We start from the raw sequence: 16,590 nt of genomic DNA, 5'->3' as shown, positions 1-16,590 counted from the left end.
TTATGAGCAAGAAGCGCGTTATGCAGCTGGTTCGAGGTCTCCACAACCTGCGCCCCCAGCATCGGGGCTGTGTCGCCACTATTGGCAACTTTGACGGTGTTCACCGTGGCCACCAGGCTATCCTGGTCCGGCTGCGAGAGCGTGCGCTCGAGTTGGGCGTGCCCAGCTGCGTGGTGATTTTCGAGCCGCAGCCGCGGGAGTTCTTCGCTCCGGACACCGCCCCGGCCCGTCTGGCCCGCCTGCGGGACAAACTGCAGCTGCTGGCCGAAGAAGGTGTCGACCGGGTGTTGTGCCTGGCTTTCAACCAGCGCCTGAGCAAACTCAGCGCCAGGGAGTTCGTCGATACCATTCTGGTGGACGGCCTCGGCGTGCAGCATCTGGAAGTTGGTGACGATTTCCGGTTTGGCTGCGACCGGCTGGGGGATTTCGACTACTTGCAACAGGCCGGCGTCCTTCAGGGCTTTACCGTCGAAGCGGCGCAGACCGTCGAGCTGGACGGCATTCGTGTCAGCAGCACTCAGGTCCGCAATGCCCTGGCCGCTGCCGATTTCGCCTTGGCCGAGCAACTGCTCGGTCGCCCGTACCGGATTGCCGGTCGGGTCCTGCATGGCCAGAAGCTGGCGCGCCAGTTGGGTACGCCCACGGCCAACGTGCAACTCAAGCGTCGTCGTGTGCCGTTGAGCGGGGTTTACCTGGTCAGCGTCGACATCGATGGCAAGACCTGGCCAGGCGTCGCCAATATTGGTGTGCGGCCAACGGTCGAAGGGGATGGCAAAGCCCACCTCGAAGTGCACCTTTTAGATTTTGCCGGCGATCTGTATGACCGGCGTTTGACGGTGGTTTTCCACCACAAGCTGCGTGAAGAGCAGCGTTTCGCCTCTCTGGAGGCGCTTAAGACGGCGATCAATGCGGATATCGCCGCCGCCCGTGCCCTGTCGCACCTAGCGCCAATCGCTAATGAAGAGCCTTAAATGACCGACTATAAAGCCACGCTAAACCTTCCGGACACCGCCTTCCCAATGAAGGCCGGCCTGCCTCAGCGCGAACCGCAGATTCTGCAGCGCTGGGACAGCATTGGCCTGTACGGTAAGTTGCGCGAGATTGGCAAGGATCGTCCGAAGTTCGTACTGCACGACGGTCCTCCGTACGCCAACGGCACGATTCACATCGGTCATGCGCTGAACAAAATCCTCAAGGACATGATCATCCGCTCGAAAACCCTGTCGGGTTTCGACGCGCCTTATGTTCCGGGCTGGGACTGCCACGGTCTGCCGATCGAGCACAAAGTCGAAGTGACCCACGGCAAGAACCTGGGTGCCGACAAGACCCGCGAACTGTGCCGTGCCTACGCCACCGAGCAGATCGAAGGCCAGAAGTCCGAATTCATCCGTCTGGGCGTGTTGGGCGACTTCGCCAACCCCTACAAGACCATGGACTTCAAAAACGAGGCCGGTGAAATCCGCGCTCTGGCGGAAATCGTCAAGGGTGGCTTCGTGTTCAAGGGTCTGAAGCCTGTGAACTGGTGCTTTGACTGCGGTTCGGCCCTGGCTGAAGCGGAAGTCGAGTACGAGAACAAAAAGTCCGCGACCATCGACGTGGCCTTCCCGATCGCCGACGAAGCCAAACTGGCTGCCGCGTTCGGTCTGCCGACGCTGGCCAAACCTGCTTCGATCGTGATCTGGACCACCACACCGTGGACTATCCCGGCCAACCAGGCGCTGAACGTTCACCCGGAGTTCAACTACGCCCTGGTCGACGTCGGCGACAAGCTGCTGGTACTGGCTGAAGAACTGGTCGAATCTTGCCTGGCCCGCTACAGCCTGGAAGGTTCGGTGATCGCCACCACTACCGGTAAAGCGCTGGAGCTGATCAATTTCCGCCACCCGTTCTACGATCGTCTGTCGCCGGTTTACCTGGCTGACTACGTTGAGCTGGGCGCGGGCACCGGCGTGGTTCACTCCTCGCCAGCCTACGGTGTAGACGACTTCGTGACCTGCAAGAAGTACGGCATGGTCAACGATGACATCATCAATCCGGTGCAAAGCAATGGCGTGTATGTGCCATCGCTGGAGTTCTTCGGCGGCCAGTTCATCTGGAAGGCCAACCCGGCCATCGTCGATAAACTGACCGAAGTCGGCGCGCTGCTGCACACCACCACCATCGAACACAGCTACATGCATTGCTGGCGTCACAAGACCCCGCTGATCTACCGCGCCACCGCGCAGTGGTTCATCGGCATGGACAAAGAGCCAGCAGCGGGCGACACCCTGCGCAAACGCGCGATCAAAGCCATCGAAGACACCAAATTCGTCCCGGCCTGGGGCCAGGCGCGCCTGCACTCGATGATCGCCAACCGTCCGGACTGGTGCATCTCCCGTCAGCGCAACTGGGGCGTGCCGATCCCGTTCTTCCTGAACAAGGAAAGCGGCGAACTGCACCCACGCACCGTCGAACTGATGGAAATCGTCGCCCAGCGCGTCGAAGTCGAAGGCATCGAAGCCTGGTTCAAGATGGACGCCGCTGAGTTGCTCGGTGACGAAGCGCCGCTGTACGACAAGATCAGCGACACCCTGGACGTCTGGTTCGACTCGGGCACCACGCACTGGCACGTCCTGCGCGGTTCGCACCCGATGGGCCACGAGACCGGCCCTCGCGCCGACCTGTACCTGGAAGGCTCGGACCAGCACCGCGGCTGGTTCCACTCGTCGTTGCTGACCGGTTGCGCCATCGACGACCACGCACCGTACCGCGAGCTGCTGACCCACGGTTTCACCGTCGACGAATCCGGTCGCAAAATGTCCAAGTCCCTGGGCAACGTGATCGCGCCGCAGAAGGTCAACGACACCTTGGGCGCCGACATCATGCGTCTGTGGGTAGCGTCTACCGACTACTCGGGTGAAATGGCGGTTTCCGAGCAGATCCTGCAACGCAGTGCGGACGCCTACCGGCGCATCCGTAACACCGCGCGCTTCCTGCTTTCCAACCTGACCGGTTTCAACCCGGCCACCGACCTCCTGCCGGCTGAAGAAATGCTCGCCCTGGACCGTTGGGCTGTGGATCGCACCCTGTTGCTGCAACGCGAGCTGCAGGAGCACTACGGCGAATACCGCTTCTGGAACGTCTACTCCAAGATCCACAACTTCTGCGTGCAGGAGCTGGGCGGTTTCTACCTGGACATCATCAAGGACCGCCAGTACACCACTGGCGCCGACAGCAAGGCCCGTCGTTCGTGCCAGACCGCGCTGTTCCACATTTCCGAAGCGCTGGTGCGCTGGATCGCGCCGATCCTGGCATTCACCGCCGACGAGCTGTGGCAGTACCTGCCGGGCGAGCGTAACGAGTCCGTGATGCTCAACACCTGGTACGAAGGCCTGAGCGAACTGCCGGAAGGCTTCGAACTGGATCGCGCTTACTGGGACCGGATCATGGCGGTCAAGGTTGCGGTCAACAAGGAAATGGAAATCCAGCGTGCAGCCAAGGCTGTCGGTGGCAACCTGCAAGCCGAAGTGACGCTGTTCGCCGAAGACGCGCTGAGCGCCGACCTGGCCAAACTGAGCAACGAATTGCGTTTCGTGCTGATCACCTCAACCGCCAGTGTCGCGCCATTGGTGCAGGCACCGGCCGATGCCGTGGTCACCGAAGTCAGCGGCCTGAAGCTCAAGATCGTCAAGTCGGCTCACGCCAAGTGCGCCCGTTGCTGGCACTGCCGTGAAGATGTCGGCGTGAACCCGGAACATCCGGAAATCTGCGGTCGTTGCGTCGACAACATCAGCGGCGCGGGCGAGGTTCGTCACTATGCCTAACGCTGCTGGCCGTTTCGGACGGCTGAGCTGGCTCTGGTTGAGCGTGCTGGTCCTGGTCATCGACCAGGCCAGCAAGTTCTACTTCGAAGGCAAGCTCGAGATGTACCAGCAAATCGTGGTGATCCCCGATTTGTTCAGTTGGACCCTGGCCTACAACACCGGGGCGGCGTTCAGCTTCCTGGCTGACAGCTCCGGTTGGCAGCGCTGGTTGTTTGCCTTGATTGCAGTGGTGGTCAGCGCGGTGCTGGTGATCTGGCTCAAGCGCCTGGGTCGCAACGAAACCTGGCTGGCGATTGCGCTGGCCCTGGTGCTGGGTGGCGCGCTGGGCAATCTGTACGACCGCATTGCCTTGGGCCATGTGATCGATTTCATTCTGGTGCATTGGCAGAACCGCTGGTATTTCCCGGCGTTCAACTTTGCCGACAGTGCCATTTCTGTCGGTGCCGTGATGCTCGCGCTGGATATGTTCAAAAGTAAGAAGACCGGAGAAACCGTTCATGACTGAACAGGTATTGGCTGAACAACGTATCGGCCAGAACACGGAAGTCACCTTGCACTTTGCATTGCGCCTGGAGAACGGCGATACCGTCGACAGCACTTTCGACAAAGCCCCGGCGACCTTCAAGGTCGGCGACGGCAACCTGTTGCCAGGCTTCGAAGCCGCGCTGTTCGGCTTCAAGGCTGGCGACAAGCGCAGCCTGTACATCGAGCCGGAAAACGCTTTTGGCCAGCCTAACCCGCAAAACGTGCAGATCATCCCTCGCTCGCAGTTCCAGGACATGGAACTGTCGCCAGGGTTGCTGGTGATCTTCAACGATGCCGCCAATACCGAGCTGCCGGGCGTGGTGAAGGAATTCGATGACGCGCAAGTGACCATCGACTTCAACCACCCGCTCGCCGGTAAGACCTTGACCTTTGACGTTGAGATCATCAACGTCAAAGCGCTGTAACTGACCGAATACGGTCACCTGTAGGAGCAGAGCTTGCTCGCGAAGGCGTCATCACATTCAGCATCAATGTTGACTGACACACCGCTTTCGCGAGCAAGCTCTGCTCCTACAATGATCTAACTTCTTGCGCGCAAGACACGAGGCACAGCATGCAAATCAAACTCGCCAACCCCCGTGGCTTCTGCGCCGGTGTGGACCGGGCGATCGAAATCGTCAACCGCGCCCTGGAAGTCTTCGGGCCGCCGATCTATGTGCGCCACGAAGTGGTCCACAACAAATTCGTCGTCGAAGACCTGCGTGCCCGTGGGGCGATCTTCGTCGAGGAACTGGATCAGGTGCCGGACGACGTGATCGTGATCTTCAGTGCCCACGGCGTTTCCCAAGCTGTGCGTACCGAAGCCGCAGGCCGTGGCCTGAAGGTATTCGACGCTACTTGCCCGCTGGTGACCAAGGTGCACATCGAAGTCGCGCGTTACAGCCGTGACGGCCGTGAATGCATCCTTATCGGTCATGCCGGCCATCCGGAAGTCGAAGGCACCATGGGCCAGTACGATGGCAGCAATGGTGGCGCGATCTATCTGGTCGAAGACGAGAAAGATGTCGCCGAGTTGCAGGTGAACAACCCTGAAAAACTGGCTTTCGTTACCCAGACCACCCTGTCCATGGACGACACCAGTCGCGTGATCGATGCCCTGCGTACCCGTTTCCCGGCGATCGGTGGTCCGCGCAAGGACGACATCTGCTACGCCACGCAAAACCGTCAGGACGCTGTCAAGCAACTGGCGGACGAGTGCGACGTGGTGCTGGTAGTCGGCAGCCCGAACAGCTCCAACTCCAATCGTCTGCGTGAACTGGCCGAACGCATGGCCACTCCGGCCTATCTGATCGATGGCGCCGAAGACCTGCAAAAGAGCTGGTTCGACGGTGTCGAGCGTATTGGCATCACGGCCGGTGCCTCCGCTCCGGAAGTGTTGGTGCGTGGCGTGATCCAGCAACTGCAGGCCTGGGGTGCCACGGGGGCCGATGAACTGGCCGGCCGCGAGGAGAACATCACTTTCTCCATGCCTAAAGAGTTGCGCGTGCGTTCGCTGTAATACTTTCCGCCTTTCGACACAGCGCCTGCTCAGCCTTACGGTTGGCCAGGCGCACTCGACCGCTTGCCGCCAGCACCACCTGGAGCTGGCTGACCGGCTCGCGAGCCGAGCAAATATGTAGCGTCCCTGCCTGAAATGCCCGCCCGGGCATCAGCGGTTGGCCCAGACTGCTGAATCGTACAAAACGCTTGACCGGCCAGTTGCCGACAATCGGCACCCGAGTGCTACTTGTGTGCTCAATCAGCAGCGGATTGCTGCTGTCTTCCGGGCCTTTGCCGCTGATATCCAGAATGATCCGCCAGCCTTGGCTCCAGTCGCCGTTGATACCGTGAATCACCACGCTCTGATTGCGGGTGATGGCAGCCGTTCTGGCTGTGCGTATACCACTGATAATCGACTGCGCCGCCTGCTCGCGATGGTTTGATTCCGTCAGTGCTGCAAATGCCGGGCTGACCAGTTGCAGAACAATCCCGACAATTGTCAGTCCCATGAGCAGTCCGATCAGGCTGAAACCTTGCTGATGCATGTCATCTCCCTCCATGGAGTACTGCGGCCCGCGCGATCCTTGCGCGAGTAATGGCAAAACAACCGTACATGCGCCGGTCTAATGTTCTAGCGTGTAGAAGCAGGTATAGCCGACGGCAACGGAGGGCATCGATGGATCATCGTACAAAAGGTTTCACGCTGATTGAGCTGCTGGCCACGCTCGCGGTGTTTCTGATCCTGATCACCCTCGCTGTTCCGGCGTTTACCCGCTCGGTGCAAAGCAACAAGGCCGACACCGAGATCGGCGATTTGCAACGGGCACTCAATTACGCACGGCTTGAGGCGATTGATCGGGGCCTCACCACTCGGGTTCGCCCGACGGCCGGCGGCAGTGTCTGGACTGGCGAGCTGAGCGTTTATGACGGTACTGGCAATCCGGCCAATGTATTGCGGGTTGTTCCAGCGATGAGCAGCGGAGCAACTCTGACGCTAACCTCAGGAGTGACCGCGATTGATTTCAACAATCTCGGCGGTTTGGCCGCGCCGTCCACGGCGGTGGTGATCAGTTATGTGCTGGGGGCGCAAAGCAGGACGCTGAATGTGTGTTTGAACGGACGAATTCTATTGGGTGGAAGTTGCGGATGAGGGGTTGGAGCAAGCGTGCACAGGAGGGCATGACGCTGATCGAGGTACTGGTCGCGTTGTTGGTGCTGGCTGTGGGTCTGTTGGGCGCGGCGGCGATTCAGCTCAATGCGCTGAAGTACACCGACAGCTCACGGATGACCAGCCAGGCGAGTTTTATCGCCTACGACATGATGGACCGCATCCGCGCCAACTCCGGCGCCGATTACACCGTCACGCCACCGACCTCGGGCAACCTGAGCGTGGCCCGGGATCAGGACCTCTACGACTTCACCACCAATATCGTCAATTTCGGTGGGGCCACGGCCACCGGCAGCATCGTCCGCTACCAGCGGGTGTACACCATCACCATTACCTGGGACGACTCCCGGGCTGCCAATGTCGCCGATTCGCGCCGCAGTTTCGTCCTCACCAGCCGTGCCACCGTTGATCCGGTGACGACACCATGAACAGAACCAGCAGAGGTTTCGGCCTGATCGAATTGCTGATCGCCCTGGCGTTGAGCCTGATCGTGGTCCTGGGCGTGGCGCAGATTTTCATCGCCGCCAAAAACACCTACGTCAGCCAGAACACCGCTGCCGGCATGCAGGAAGATGCGCGGTTCGTCTTGAGCAAGATGATTCAGGAAATTCGCATGGTCGGCATGTTCGGTTGCCTTGGTACGATTACCGACGCCAGTTCGGCGGGGGATTTCAATGCCAGCCTGCTCACGCCGATCAGTTGGGACAATGCCAATCTCAAATTGACGCTGGTCACCGCAGATGTCGGCGGCAGTGGCGGGGTGCCGACCTGGACGGTGGTTTCCGACTGCCGAAATACCGCGACGGCCTACACCGGTTTACGCACGCCGGCATCGGGGCAGTTGGCGTTTCCGATCAGGCGGCTGATCTACAGCTTCAGTAACAACCAACTGCTGATGGGCTCCGGCACCGGCACGCCGACTCAAGCGGTGCTCATAAATAACGTCAGTGCCTTCGGCGTGAGCTTTGGCCTCGCCAGTTCAGCCACGGACACCGCCGCCTCCAGCTACAGCAGTAATCCGTCCGATCCGGCACGCATCCGCAGTGTGCGGTTGACGCTGACCCTCACCGACCCCAACAACCGGGTCCGCAATCAAACCTTCAACGTGGTTGCCGCCTTGCGCAACCGCTTGCCATGAGGGAGGGCCGATGAATCGTTCCCCCATGACCCCTCATGCCCAGCGCGGCATGGCGCTGTTGGTCAGCCTGGTGTTTCTCCTGGTGCTGACATTGATCGGCCTCTCGTCGATGCAGAGCGCCACGTTGCAGGAGAAAATGACCAGTAGCGTGATCCTGCGCAACCAGTCATTCCAGGGGGCGGAAGCGGCGTTGCGGGTCGGTGAAAGCGCGGTGCAACTGAATTCCTACTCATTGCCGGTCTGCAGTGGCACCAGCCAGTGCGCACCGCCGGCCGAGGCGTCGGTCATCACCGCCGCCGGGTTCAACTCCACCTCGGGGGTGAGCTGGATCGCCGCCGGCAACGGCTTTTACGGGGTGCAGAACATTGGTACCACCCTGACGGCCGTGAACGTGCCGAGTAACACATCGGCAACACTTTACCGGGTGACCGCCGTGGGCATCGCGGGCAGCTCGCGCAGTGTGGTGGAGAGTATTTATGCGAAGTACTGAGACCCGCGCAGGCTGGCGCCGTTGGTTACTGCATCTGCTCTGCGGCGCGGCCTTGAGCCTTTACCTGGTCGCGCCGACCTACGCCTTCACGCCTTCGGATTCGCCGCTGTTGAGCGCCGCCGCCGTGCCTCCCAATGTGATGTTGCTGCTCGATGACTCGGGGAGTATGAACAACATTATCTGGGCAGCCGGCTTCGACCCGACGGTCGTACGCACCCCGGTGACGATTTGCCTCTCCAATGGTTCGTGCAACAAAGGCCGCGACCTGGACATGACCGATAACAATATCGCCTTGTCGAGTTTGAATCATGGAACATGCTCGAAGGCCGGATGGTACGGTTTTTATAAAAACAGCCTTCTCGGTCTGGATTCGCTTTGCCTGAAGCTTCCCGATCCGGTGGGAAACGAGGACACGCGGTATACGGCGAATTATTTGTCCTACCTGATCAGCCTGGCCAACAATACTGACCGGGACTTCACCGACGGCTCGATCCCCAACGATTACCGGATGAACGTGGCGCGCAACGTTTCCAAGACGTTGGTGGCCAATAACCGTTCGCTGCGCATTGGCCTGTCGACGTTTAACCTGGCGGTCGGCAACCATAAGGATGACGGTGGTTACATCGCTCGCTCGATCAGCGATTTGTTGGCAGTCAGCACTGTGACCCAGGCTCAGGCCGATACCAATTACAACGCACTGATCGCCGGTATCGACGAGTTGAGCGCGCAAGCCAATACGCCACTGGCGGAAGCCTATTACGAAATCACTCGTTATTTCCGTGGCATGGCGCCGTACAACAACTCGACACCCGACACCTATACCAGTCCGATTCAGTACCGTTGCCAGAAAAATTACGGGGTGGTGATCACCGATGGTCTGCCGACCTACGACCGAACCTTTCCGACCGATGATCCGCTGGGTGGCAGCCGGTTACCGAACTGGGACGGGATCAGCAGTAACGATGGTACCGACCCCTCAGGCGACGATGAAGGCGACACCCTGTACCTGGATGACATTGCCAAGTTCGCTTTCGACATCGACATGCGTTCCACGGGAACCGATGCCACAGGCAAAAGCTGGGACGCCCTGGATTTTCCCAAGCAGAACATGAACACCTATACCGTGGGTTTCACCGCTGCAAACCAGATGTTGGTGGATGCCGCGACCTATGGGCAGGGCAAGTACTACCAGGCGAGCGACAGTGCGGGACTTAACAATGCACTGACTGCTGCCCTGAGCGACATCACTTCCAAGGCCGGCTCAGGTGGCAGTGGCGTGGCCAGCGGTACGACCCTGACCAGTGACTCGAGCTATTTCCAGACCAGCTACGATCCCAAGGACTGGCGGGGGACGATCAAGTCCTTCGGCTTCACGTCGGCGGGCGCGGTTAACACCGCCGCCGTGCTGTGGACGACCGACACGACCATCGTGCCCGGCGCCACTGCGCCGACCTATCAGTCCTGGAACACGCAAACCAACGCCGCGGTCAGCCTGGCCTACAGCAATTTCTCTTCGGCGCAGCAGACCTCCCTCAATCAGGGGCTGCCCACCGGCATCAACGGCAACGATCTGGTGGAGTGGAGCAAGGGCATCAACAAAACCGGGCTGAAAGTTCGCAGCGTATTGCTCGGCGACATTATCAATTCGCCACTCGTGCTGGCGGCGCCCACGGACAAAACCGCGTCTGATCTGGTGGCAGACACCAGCTACAGCACTTACCTGACCACCAAAGCGGCCAACATGAATGCCAGCCTGGTGGTGAATGCCAACGACGGTTTTGTAAACATCATCAACTCGGCCAATGGTGTCAGGCGTTATGCCTACATGCCCTCCAGCGTGCTGCCATCGCTGAACGACATCGCTGATCCCACTTACATCAACGGTGTGAGCCACAAGTTTCTGGTCGATGGCCAGGTCGGCGTGTTCGATGCCCAGCTCAATAGCGCCTGGAAAACCCTGGCGATTGGCGGCACGGGGGCGGGCGGCAAAACCTTCTATGCGCTGCAGTTGTTCGACGCATCGGCCGGTAACGAAACTAAAGCGCTGTGGGAAATCAGTGCACCGGCCACGGCCAGTACAGCGAACGTTTTCAATGATCTGGGTTATGCCTATGCGCGCCCCGAAGTGGCACGCTTGGCCGATGGTCGCTGGGCCGCGTTTATCTCCAACGGCTATGGCAGCAACTCCGGGGTGGCGGCGTTGTATGTGGTGGATATTCGCGACGGCTCGCTGATCAAGAAAATCGTGATCGACAGTACCGAAACCACCAACGGCCTGTCGTCGGTGAAGCTCAGGGTCAACTCGCAGAATGTGGTGCAGGCTGCCTATGGGGGCGATCTGAAAGGGCGGTTGTGGAAGTTCGATTTGAGTGGCACCACCCCTGACACCTGGGGCGTGGCGTTTTCCGGCAAGCCGTTGTTCACCACTGCAGGTGGTGCGACCCAGCCGATTACCGCGCAACCGTTGCTGGCGGATCACGTGTTGGGCGGCAAGGAGGTGTTTTTCGGCACCGGCAAATTCAATGAGGTTGCCGACAAGACCAACAAGGATCTGCAGGCGTTCTACGCGGTATGGGATGCCGAGGGGGGCGCGGGGCAAATCACCGTTTCCAGTTTGCAGGCGCAGGCGGTGACCGGCGTGTTTTCGGGCAGTACCGGGCAATTCATCACCACCAGCCAGAACGAGGTGACCTACCCGGCCAAGAAAGGCTGGTACTTGCCCCTGGTATACAGCAACGTGCTAACGGGGGAGCGAGTGATCTATCAGGCCAGTCTGGTGTCGGGGCGGATCGTTTTTACCACGCTCAGTGTGGATACCGTGGACCCCTGTGCCAGCTTCGGCACCGGCAAACTGGTCGAACTCGATGCGTTCAGCGGTAAGATGCTCAATTACGCGGTACTCGACACCAATGCCGACGGGGTGGTCGACGGCAACGACACGATTTCCAGCGGGGTGATCTTCACCGGTGGTATCCCGACCCTGAATGCGGTCGTCAATGACGCAACCCGCAAGATTGTGAACGACTCCGGTGGTGGCGTGACCACTCTGGTGGAAAAATCCGGTGGCGGCAGCGGCCGTCGCATCATGTGGCGACAAATACAGTAAGTGAGAGTGAGGCATGCGTAGATCCAACCGAGGTTTTACCCTGATCGAAATCATGATCGTGATTGCGATCATCGGGATCGTTATCACCATTGGCTATCCGAGCCTCACCGAGTACGTAAAAAAGGGCCGCCGTACTGAAGTCGCCGGGTTGCTTTCCGAGCAGGCGCAGATCCTCGAGCGTTTCTATTCGAAGAATAATGTCTACACCAATGCCACCGGCCTCAGCGCCGGCAATGATTTCTACACCATCACCCCGACCCTGACCGATCAGACCTTCCTGCTGACGGCAACACGCAAGGCCGGTTCGACCATGGCCAGCGACAAGTGCGGTGATTTCACCCTCACCAATACCGGTGTCAGGAGCATGGTCAATGCCGCGTCCGGTCTGGCCACCAAGGATTGCTGGGGTCGCTGAGTTCCTTTTTCGGGCGCCTTTTGCGCCCTCTGTCTATTGAACGGTTGGATCAGAACATGAGCAGTCAACAGCAAGTGGTGATTGTCGGTGGCGGGGTGATTGGCCTGCTGACGGCGTTCAATCTCGCGTCCGAAGTGCAGAGCGTGGTGCTGCTGGACCGCTCGAACGTCGGTCAGGAATCTTCCTGGGCCGGTGGCGGAATCGTCTCGCCGCTCTACCCGTGGCGCTACAGCCCGGCGGTCACTGCACTGGCTCATTGGTCCCAGGATTTTTATCCACAGCTGGCGGAGCGTTTGTTCGCTGCCACCGGTGTCGATCCTGAAGTGCACACCACCGGGTTGTACTGGCTGGACCTGGATGACGAGGCCGAAGCGCTCGCTTGGGCCGAACGGGAGAACCGTCCGCTGCGGGCTGTGGATATCTCTGCGGCGCACGATGCGGTGCCGGTATTGGGCACCGGTTTTTCCCGGGCGATCTACATGGCCGATGTGGCCAATGTGCGTAATCCACGGCTGGTGAAATCCCTCAAGGCCGCCTTGCAGGCGCTGCCAAACGTGACGATTCATGAGCAATGCGAGGTCAGCGGGTTTATCCGTGAAGGCGCTGCGGTGGTCGGGGTACAGACCTCGATAGGGGCCATTCGGGGTGATGAGGTGGTTTTGACAGCGGGGGCCTGGAGTGGGGACTTGCTGAAAAAACTGGACCTGGAGCTGCCGGTCGAACCGGTCAAGGGCCAGATGATTCTCTACAAGTGCGCGGCGGACTTCCTGCCAAGCATGGTCCTGGCAAAGGGGCGATATGCCATTCCCCGGCGCGACGGGCACATCCTGATCGGCAGCACGCTTGAGCATGAGGGCTTCGACAAGACGCCGACCGACACTGCGCTGGAAAGCCTGAAGGCATCGGCGGTGGAGTTGATTCCGGCGTTGGCGGATGCCGAGGTGGTGGGGCATTGGGCAGGGCTGCGGCCCGGGTCGCCTGAAGGGATCCCCTATATCGGTCGGGTGCCGGGATATGACGGGCTCTGGCTCAACTGCGGACATTACCGCAACGGATTGGTGCTGGCGCCGGCATCGTGTCAGTTATTTGCCGATGTGATGCTGGGGCGGGCACCGATTATCGACCCTGCGCCGTATGCGCCAGCCGGGCGAATCTGACAGAAGATCTTTTAACGGTTCAATCCAAACCCAGTTTCTTCAGCCTATAGCGCATCGACCGAAACGACAGATTCAAGCGCTGGGCCGCCGCCGTACGGTTCCAGCGGGTTTCCTCCAGGGCCTGGAGAATGAGTTTGCGTTCAACGTTTTCCAGATAGGCCTCCAGGTTGTCGATCTGTGTCAGGTCAGGCACGCCGCCGTCCGGGTTGCAGTTGCCTTCGGCCAGGCGCAGGTCGTTGGCTTCGATCTGTTTGTTCTCGCACAGGGTGTGCGCCCGCTCGAGCATGTTCTCCAATTCCCGCACGTTTCCTGGAAAGCGATAGTTTTTCAGCGCTTCGAGGGCTTGTGGGTGGAGTTTTGCAGGGGGCTGGCCAGTGCCGGCCGCCAGTCGCTTGAGCATGTTGTTGGCCAGAAGCTCAATGTCGTCGCGGCGTTCGCGCAAGGACGGTACTCGCAGCTCGATCACGTTCAAGCGGTAGTACAGGTCCTGGCGAAAGCGTTCGGCGGCGACTTCGGCGTCGAGGTCTTTGTGGGTGGCGCAGAGGATGCGCACATCGACCACGGTTTCCTGCTGGCCACCGATGCTGCGAACGGCTTTCTCCTGTATGGCCCGCAGCAGTTTGACCTGCATTGCCAGCGGTAGGTCAGCCACTTCGTCGAGGAACAAAGTGCCACCATTGGCGGCCTGGAACAGCCCGGGTTTGTCTTCGATAGCGCCGCTGAAACTGCCTTTGCGATGGCCGAAAAATTCGCTTTCCATCAATTCCGACGGAATTGCCCCACAGTTCACCGGGACGAACGGTCGGCTGGCGCGCGGGCCTTGCTCGTGGATCAGTCGAGCGACCAGTTCCTTGCCGCTGCCGGACTCGCCACTGATGTACACCGGAGCCTGGCTGCGGGCCAGTTTGTCGATTTGTTTGCGCAGGCTGCGCATCGGCAGTGTGTCGCCGAGCAGCCGACGGTCGATGGCGCTGCTGGCCCCGCCAGGCGCGGGCAAACTCAGGGCACTGATGACCAGTTCGCGCAGGCGGGTGAGGTCGACCGGTTTGGTCAGAAAGTCGAAGGCGCCGGCCTTGAGGGCATTGATTGCCGTCTCCAGGCTGCCATAGGCGGTGATCATCGCCACCGGCACTTGCGCATAGCGCTGCTGGATATGTTGTACCAGCGTCAGACCGGTGCCGTCAGGCAGGCGCATGTCGGTCAGGCACAGGTCAAACGTATCCCGTGCCAATAGCGCCTGCGCTTCTGCGAGGTTACGTGCGCTGAAGGTGTCGAGTTTCATCCGTCCCAGGGTGATTTCCAGGAGTTCGCGGATATCCGGCTCGTCGTCGACGATGAGGATTTTTTGCCGTGGGCTCGTGTTCAACTTTGTTTCCGTCCGTGAGCAAAGGTGATGCGAAAGCAGCCGCCGCCTTGGCGTGGTTTGAAGTCTAGGCGGGCTTGATTGCTTTCGCACAGCTCACGGGACAGATAAAGCCCCAGGCCAGTACCCTGGCTGCTGGTGGTGAAGAACGGTTCGAACAAGTGCGTGCGCTGCTCCGGCTCGACGCCGGGGCCATCATCGAGCACTTCAAGGGTCGGCAACTGGCTGTCCGGGTCGATAAACAACTCGAGCCAGGCCTGTGCCTGATCATGCTTCAGGGCGCTATGGCGCCAGGCGTTGCGCACCAGGTTATCGAGGATCTGGGTCAGCTGATTCGGATCCATCAGGGTTTTGAAGTCTCCTGGGCCGATGCGCAGGTGAATCTGCTGACGTTCGGTCGCCCCTTCACGGGTTTCGGCGACGAAGTGCACCAGCCACGGCTTCAAATCGAGCCGTTGCGGCACTGTTTGCTGGCGACGGGACAGTTGCAGGACGTTTTCGATTACCCGATTCATGCGCTGAGAGTGGTCTTGAATAATCTGCGTCAGACGCCGGTCCGCACCGTTCAGTTCCTCGGATTCCTGCAGTAACTGCGCGGCGTGACTAATGGCGCCCAGTGGATTGCGGATCTCATGGGCAATCCCTGCGGTCAGGCGGCCGAGGGCGGCGAGTTTCAGTTGTTGGGCCTGTTGGGCGATTTGGGCCAGGTCTTCGAGAAAGACCAGCGTCTGGTGGTGCGGGCTTTGGTCCAGGGCAATGAAGCTCGGTTGCAGCTCCAGGCCATTGCTGGCGATTTTCAGGCTTTGCGGGCGCAACGTCGGATTGTTGAACCACAATTGGAGCCGCTCGACCAACGGTATCGAATAATCGTCGATCAATTGGCCATCCAGTTTTTCCTGCCCCAACAAGGTCAAGGCGCTGTGATTGGCCAGTTGCACTCGCCGCTGGTCGTCAAGCACCAGGATGCCCGTGCGCATGCGTTGCAGGATCAGTGCATTGAGGGCTTCAAGCCCGAGCACTTCACTGGCTCGCTGTTCGGCCAGGGTTTCGCTGATTTCCAGTCGTCGGCTCAAGCCCTGCACCAGCAGTGCCGCGGCAAAACACAGGGCGCCGAGGGTGCCGATTTGCAGGTAATCGCTGGGGCTGGTGGGATGGCTGAAGCTCAGGATAAAGCTCAAACCCACGATACCAAGGGCTCCGACCGCTGCAATCAGCAGACCGATACGCCCGCGCAGTAAGGTATTGCTGATGGCTACCGAGACGATCAGCAAATTGCCGATGGCGCTGGCCATGCCGCCTGCGGCATAGAACAGGCCGCACAGCAGCAAGACATCGACCAACGCCAGGCTGAACAGCTGTGCGGGGCGCCGGGTGTTCCCCAGAAAGACCACCAGCAGGATATTCAGCACCAGGTACAACCAGCTGCCGTTGCGCAGCAGGTCGTCATTGGCGAACTTCAGCAACTGGTTGTCCATGTTGCTGGAGATCAACAGCACCAGGGTGATGCCGACGATTAAGCGGTAGAGGTGGTAGAGGCGCAGCAGCCGCTGGGCCTGTTTGTTGCCGGGACTGGGCGTCTCAGCGAACACTGGAACCCGGGCCTTGCTCAAGGTGAGCCTGGCTGCAATACCACTGTTGTTCGAGTTTCAGCGCACGGTCGCGGGGCAGGTGTACGCCACAATGAGCACAGCGAACCATGGGCGGAGCGTCTTGCTCGCGCGGGGTGTTGGCGACCGACGTCGGGCCCTTGAACTTGCGCCAGAACCATACGGCCGCGGCAATCAGGGCGATCCAGAACAATAGACGAAGCATGGTGAGCTGCTTTTTGATTAATGAATTGGCAGTTTAGCCAAGGACGGGTCAAGCGCACAGCGCAATACGCTCACCCAAAAATCCGGCAATAAAAAAGGCGCCTCGAAAGGCGC

General features: G+C 60.0%; 16 protein-coding genes. 12 read left to right on the top strand and 4 right to left on the bottom strand.

The genetic code is table 11. The features are described 5' to 3' along the window. Positions 1-20 precede the first annotated feature (20 nt). From ribF to ispH, 5 genes are all read left to right on the top strand, one after another. Positions 21-971 (top strand): bifunctional riboflavin kinase/FAD synthetase, encoded by a 951-nt coding sequence (gene ribF / locus AC30D7_RS13340; RefSeq protein WP_490134368.1) that lies wholly within the window; start codon positions 21-23, stop codon positions 969-971. After that, entirely contained in the window at positions 972-3,803 is a 2,832-nt protein-coding gene (gene ileS, locus AC30D7_RS13335; RefSeq protein ID WP_490134367.1) for an isoleucine--tRNA ligase, read from the top strand. Continuing rightward, positions 3,796-4,308: a signal peptidase II gene (gene lspA / locus AC30D7_RS13330; RefSeq protein WP_490134366.1), complete on the top strand. Its 513-nt coding sequence runs from the start codon at positions 3,796-3,798 to the stop codon at positions 4,306-4,308. Before ileS ends, lspA begins: the two co-directional genes overlap by 8 nt. A gap of 7 nt (positions 4,309-4,315) precedes the next feature. Then, positions 4,316-4,753 carry an FKBP-type peptidyl-prolyl cis-trans isomerase gene (gene fkpB, locus AC30D7_RS13325; protein WP_490134428.1) on the top strand — a complete coding sequence of 146 codons (438 nt, stop codon included), beginning with the start codon at positions 4,316-4,318 and terminating at the stop codon, positions 4,751-4,753. A 149-nt stretch (positions 4,754-4,902) separates the two neighbouring features. Further along, positions 4,903-5,847 (top strand): 4-hydroxy-3-methylbut-2-enyl diphosphate reductase, encoded by a 945-nt coding sequence (gene ispH, locus AC30D7_RS13320; protein WP_490134365.1) that lies wholly within the window; start codon positions 4,903-4,905, stop codon positions 5,845-5,847. Here the strand turns inward: ispH and AC30D7_RS13315 are convergent. Next, the gene (locus tag AC30D7_RS13315; protein WP_490134364.1) at positions 5,819-6,373 is read right to left on the bottom strand and encodes a GspH/FimT family pseudopilin; all 555 of its coding nucleotides are present in this window, start codon (positions 6,371-6,373) and stop codon (positions 5,819-5,821) included. The genes ispH and AC30D7_RS13315 overlap by 29 nt on opposite strands. Positions 6,374-6,504: 131 nt before the next feature. Between AC30D7_RS13315 and AC30D7_RS13310 the strand changes: the two genes are divergently transcribed. From AC30D7_RS13310 to thiO, 7 genes are read left to right on the top strand one after another with little or no spacing between them, the layout of a single operon-like run. Next, positions 6,505-6,978, top strand: a complete 474-nt coding sequence (locus tag AC30D7_RS13310) for a GspH/FimT family pseudopilin (RefSeq protein ID WP_490134363.1) — start codon at positions 6,505-6,507, stop codon at positions 6,976-6,978. Beyond that, positions 6,975-7,424 carry a type IV pilus modification protein PilV gene (pilV, locus tag AC30D7_RS13305; protein ID WP_019581262.1) on the top strand — a complete coding sequence of 150 codons (450 nt, stop codon included), beginning with the start codon at positions 6,975-6,977 and terminating at the stop codon, positions 7,422-7,424. The genes AC30D7_RS13310 and pilV overlap by 4 nt, the downstream gene beginning before the upstream one ends. Next, positions 7,421-8,134: a PilW family protein gene (locus AC30D7_RS13300; RefSeq protein ID WP_490134362.1), complete on the top strand. Its 714-nt coding sequence runs from the start codon at positions 7,421-7,423 to the stop codon at positions 8,132-8,134. The genes pilV and AC30D7_RS13300 overlap by 4 nt, the downstream gene beginning before the upstream one ends. 10 nt (positions 8,135-8,144) lie before the next feature. Further along, on the top strand, positions 8,145-8,624 hold the full coding sequence (locus AC30D7_RS13295; RefSeq protein WP_490134361.1) for a pilus assembly PilX family protein: 480 nt from the start codon (positions 8,145-8,147) through the stop codon (positions 8,622-8,624). Beyond that, entirely contained in the window at positions 8,611-11,730 is a 3,120-nt protein-coding gene (locus tag AC30D7_RS13290; RefSeq protein ID WP_490134360.1) for a pilus assembly protein, read from the top strand. The genes AC30D7_RS13295 and AC30D7_RS13290 overlap by 14 nt, the downstream gene beginning before the upstream one ends. Before the next feature lie 13 nt (positions 11,731-11,743). Further along, positions 11,744-12,145, top strand: a complete 402-nt coding sequence (locus AC30D7_RS13285) for a type IV pilin protein (RefSeq protein ID WP_019581258.1) — start codon at positions 11,744-11,746, stop codon at positions 12,143-12,145. A gap of 56 nt (positions 12,146-12,201) precedes the next feature. Then, complete coding sequence (gene thiO / locus AC30D7_RS13280) at positions 12,202-13,302, top strand: glycine oxidase ThiO (RefSeq protein WP_490134359.1); 1,101 nt, start codon at positions 12,202-12,204, stop codon at positions 13,300-13,302. Between the two features lie 19 nt (positions 13,303-13,321). Here the strand turns inward: thiO and AC30D7_RS13275 are convergent, their stop codons facing one another. Genes AC30D7_RS13275 through AC30D7_RS13265 form a run of 3 tightly spaced genes read right to left on the bottom strand, consistent with a single transcriptional unit; the run spans position 13,322 to position 16,477 of the window. After that, a complete protein-coding gene (locus tag AC30D7_RS13275; RefSeq protein ID WP_490134358.1) occupies positions 13,322-14,668 on the bottom strand; it encodes a sigma-54-dependent transcriptional regulator in 1,347 nt (448 codons plus the stop codon). Next, positions 14,665-16,254, bottom strand: coding sequence for a sensor histidine kinase (locus AC30D7_RS13270; RefSeq protein ID WP_490134357.1), 1,590 nt, complete (start codon positions 16,252-16,254; stop codon positions 14,665-14,667). The genes AC30D7_RS13275 and AC30D7_RS13270 overlap by 4 nt, the downstream gene beginning before the upstream one ends. Next, positions 16,244-16,477, bottom strand: a complete 234-nt coding sequence (locus tag AC30D7_RS13265) for a PP0621 family protein (RefSeq protein WP_490134356.1) — start codon at positions 16,475-16,477, stop codon at positions 16,244-16,246. The genes AC30D7_RS13270 and AC30D7_RS13265 overlap by 11 nt, the downstream gene beginning before the upstream one ends. Positions 16,478-16,590: the final 113 nt, after the last annotated feature.

The sequence above is a fragment of the Pseudomonas sp. DF5 genome (genome assembly GCF_058148225.1).
Note: the sequence above shows the minus strand (reverse complement) of the source record. Positions and strands in the feature narration are given on the sequence as shown.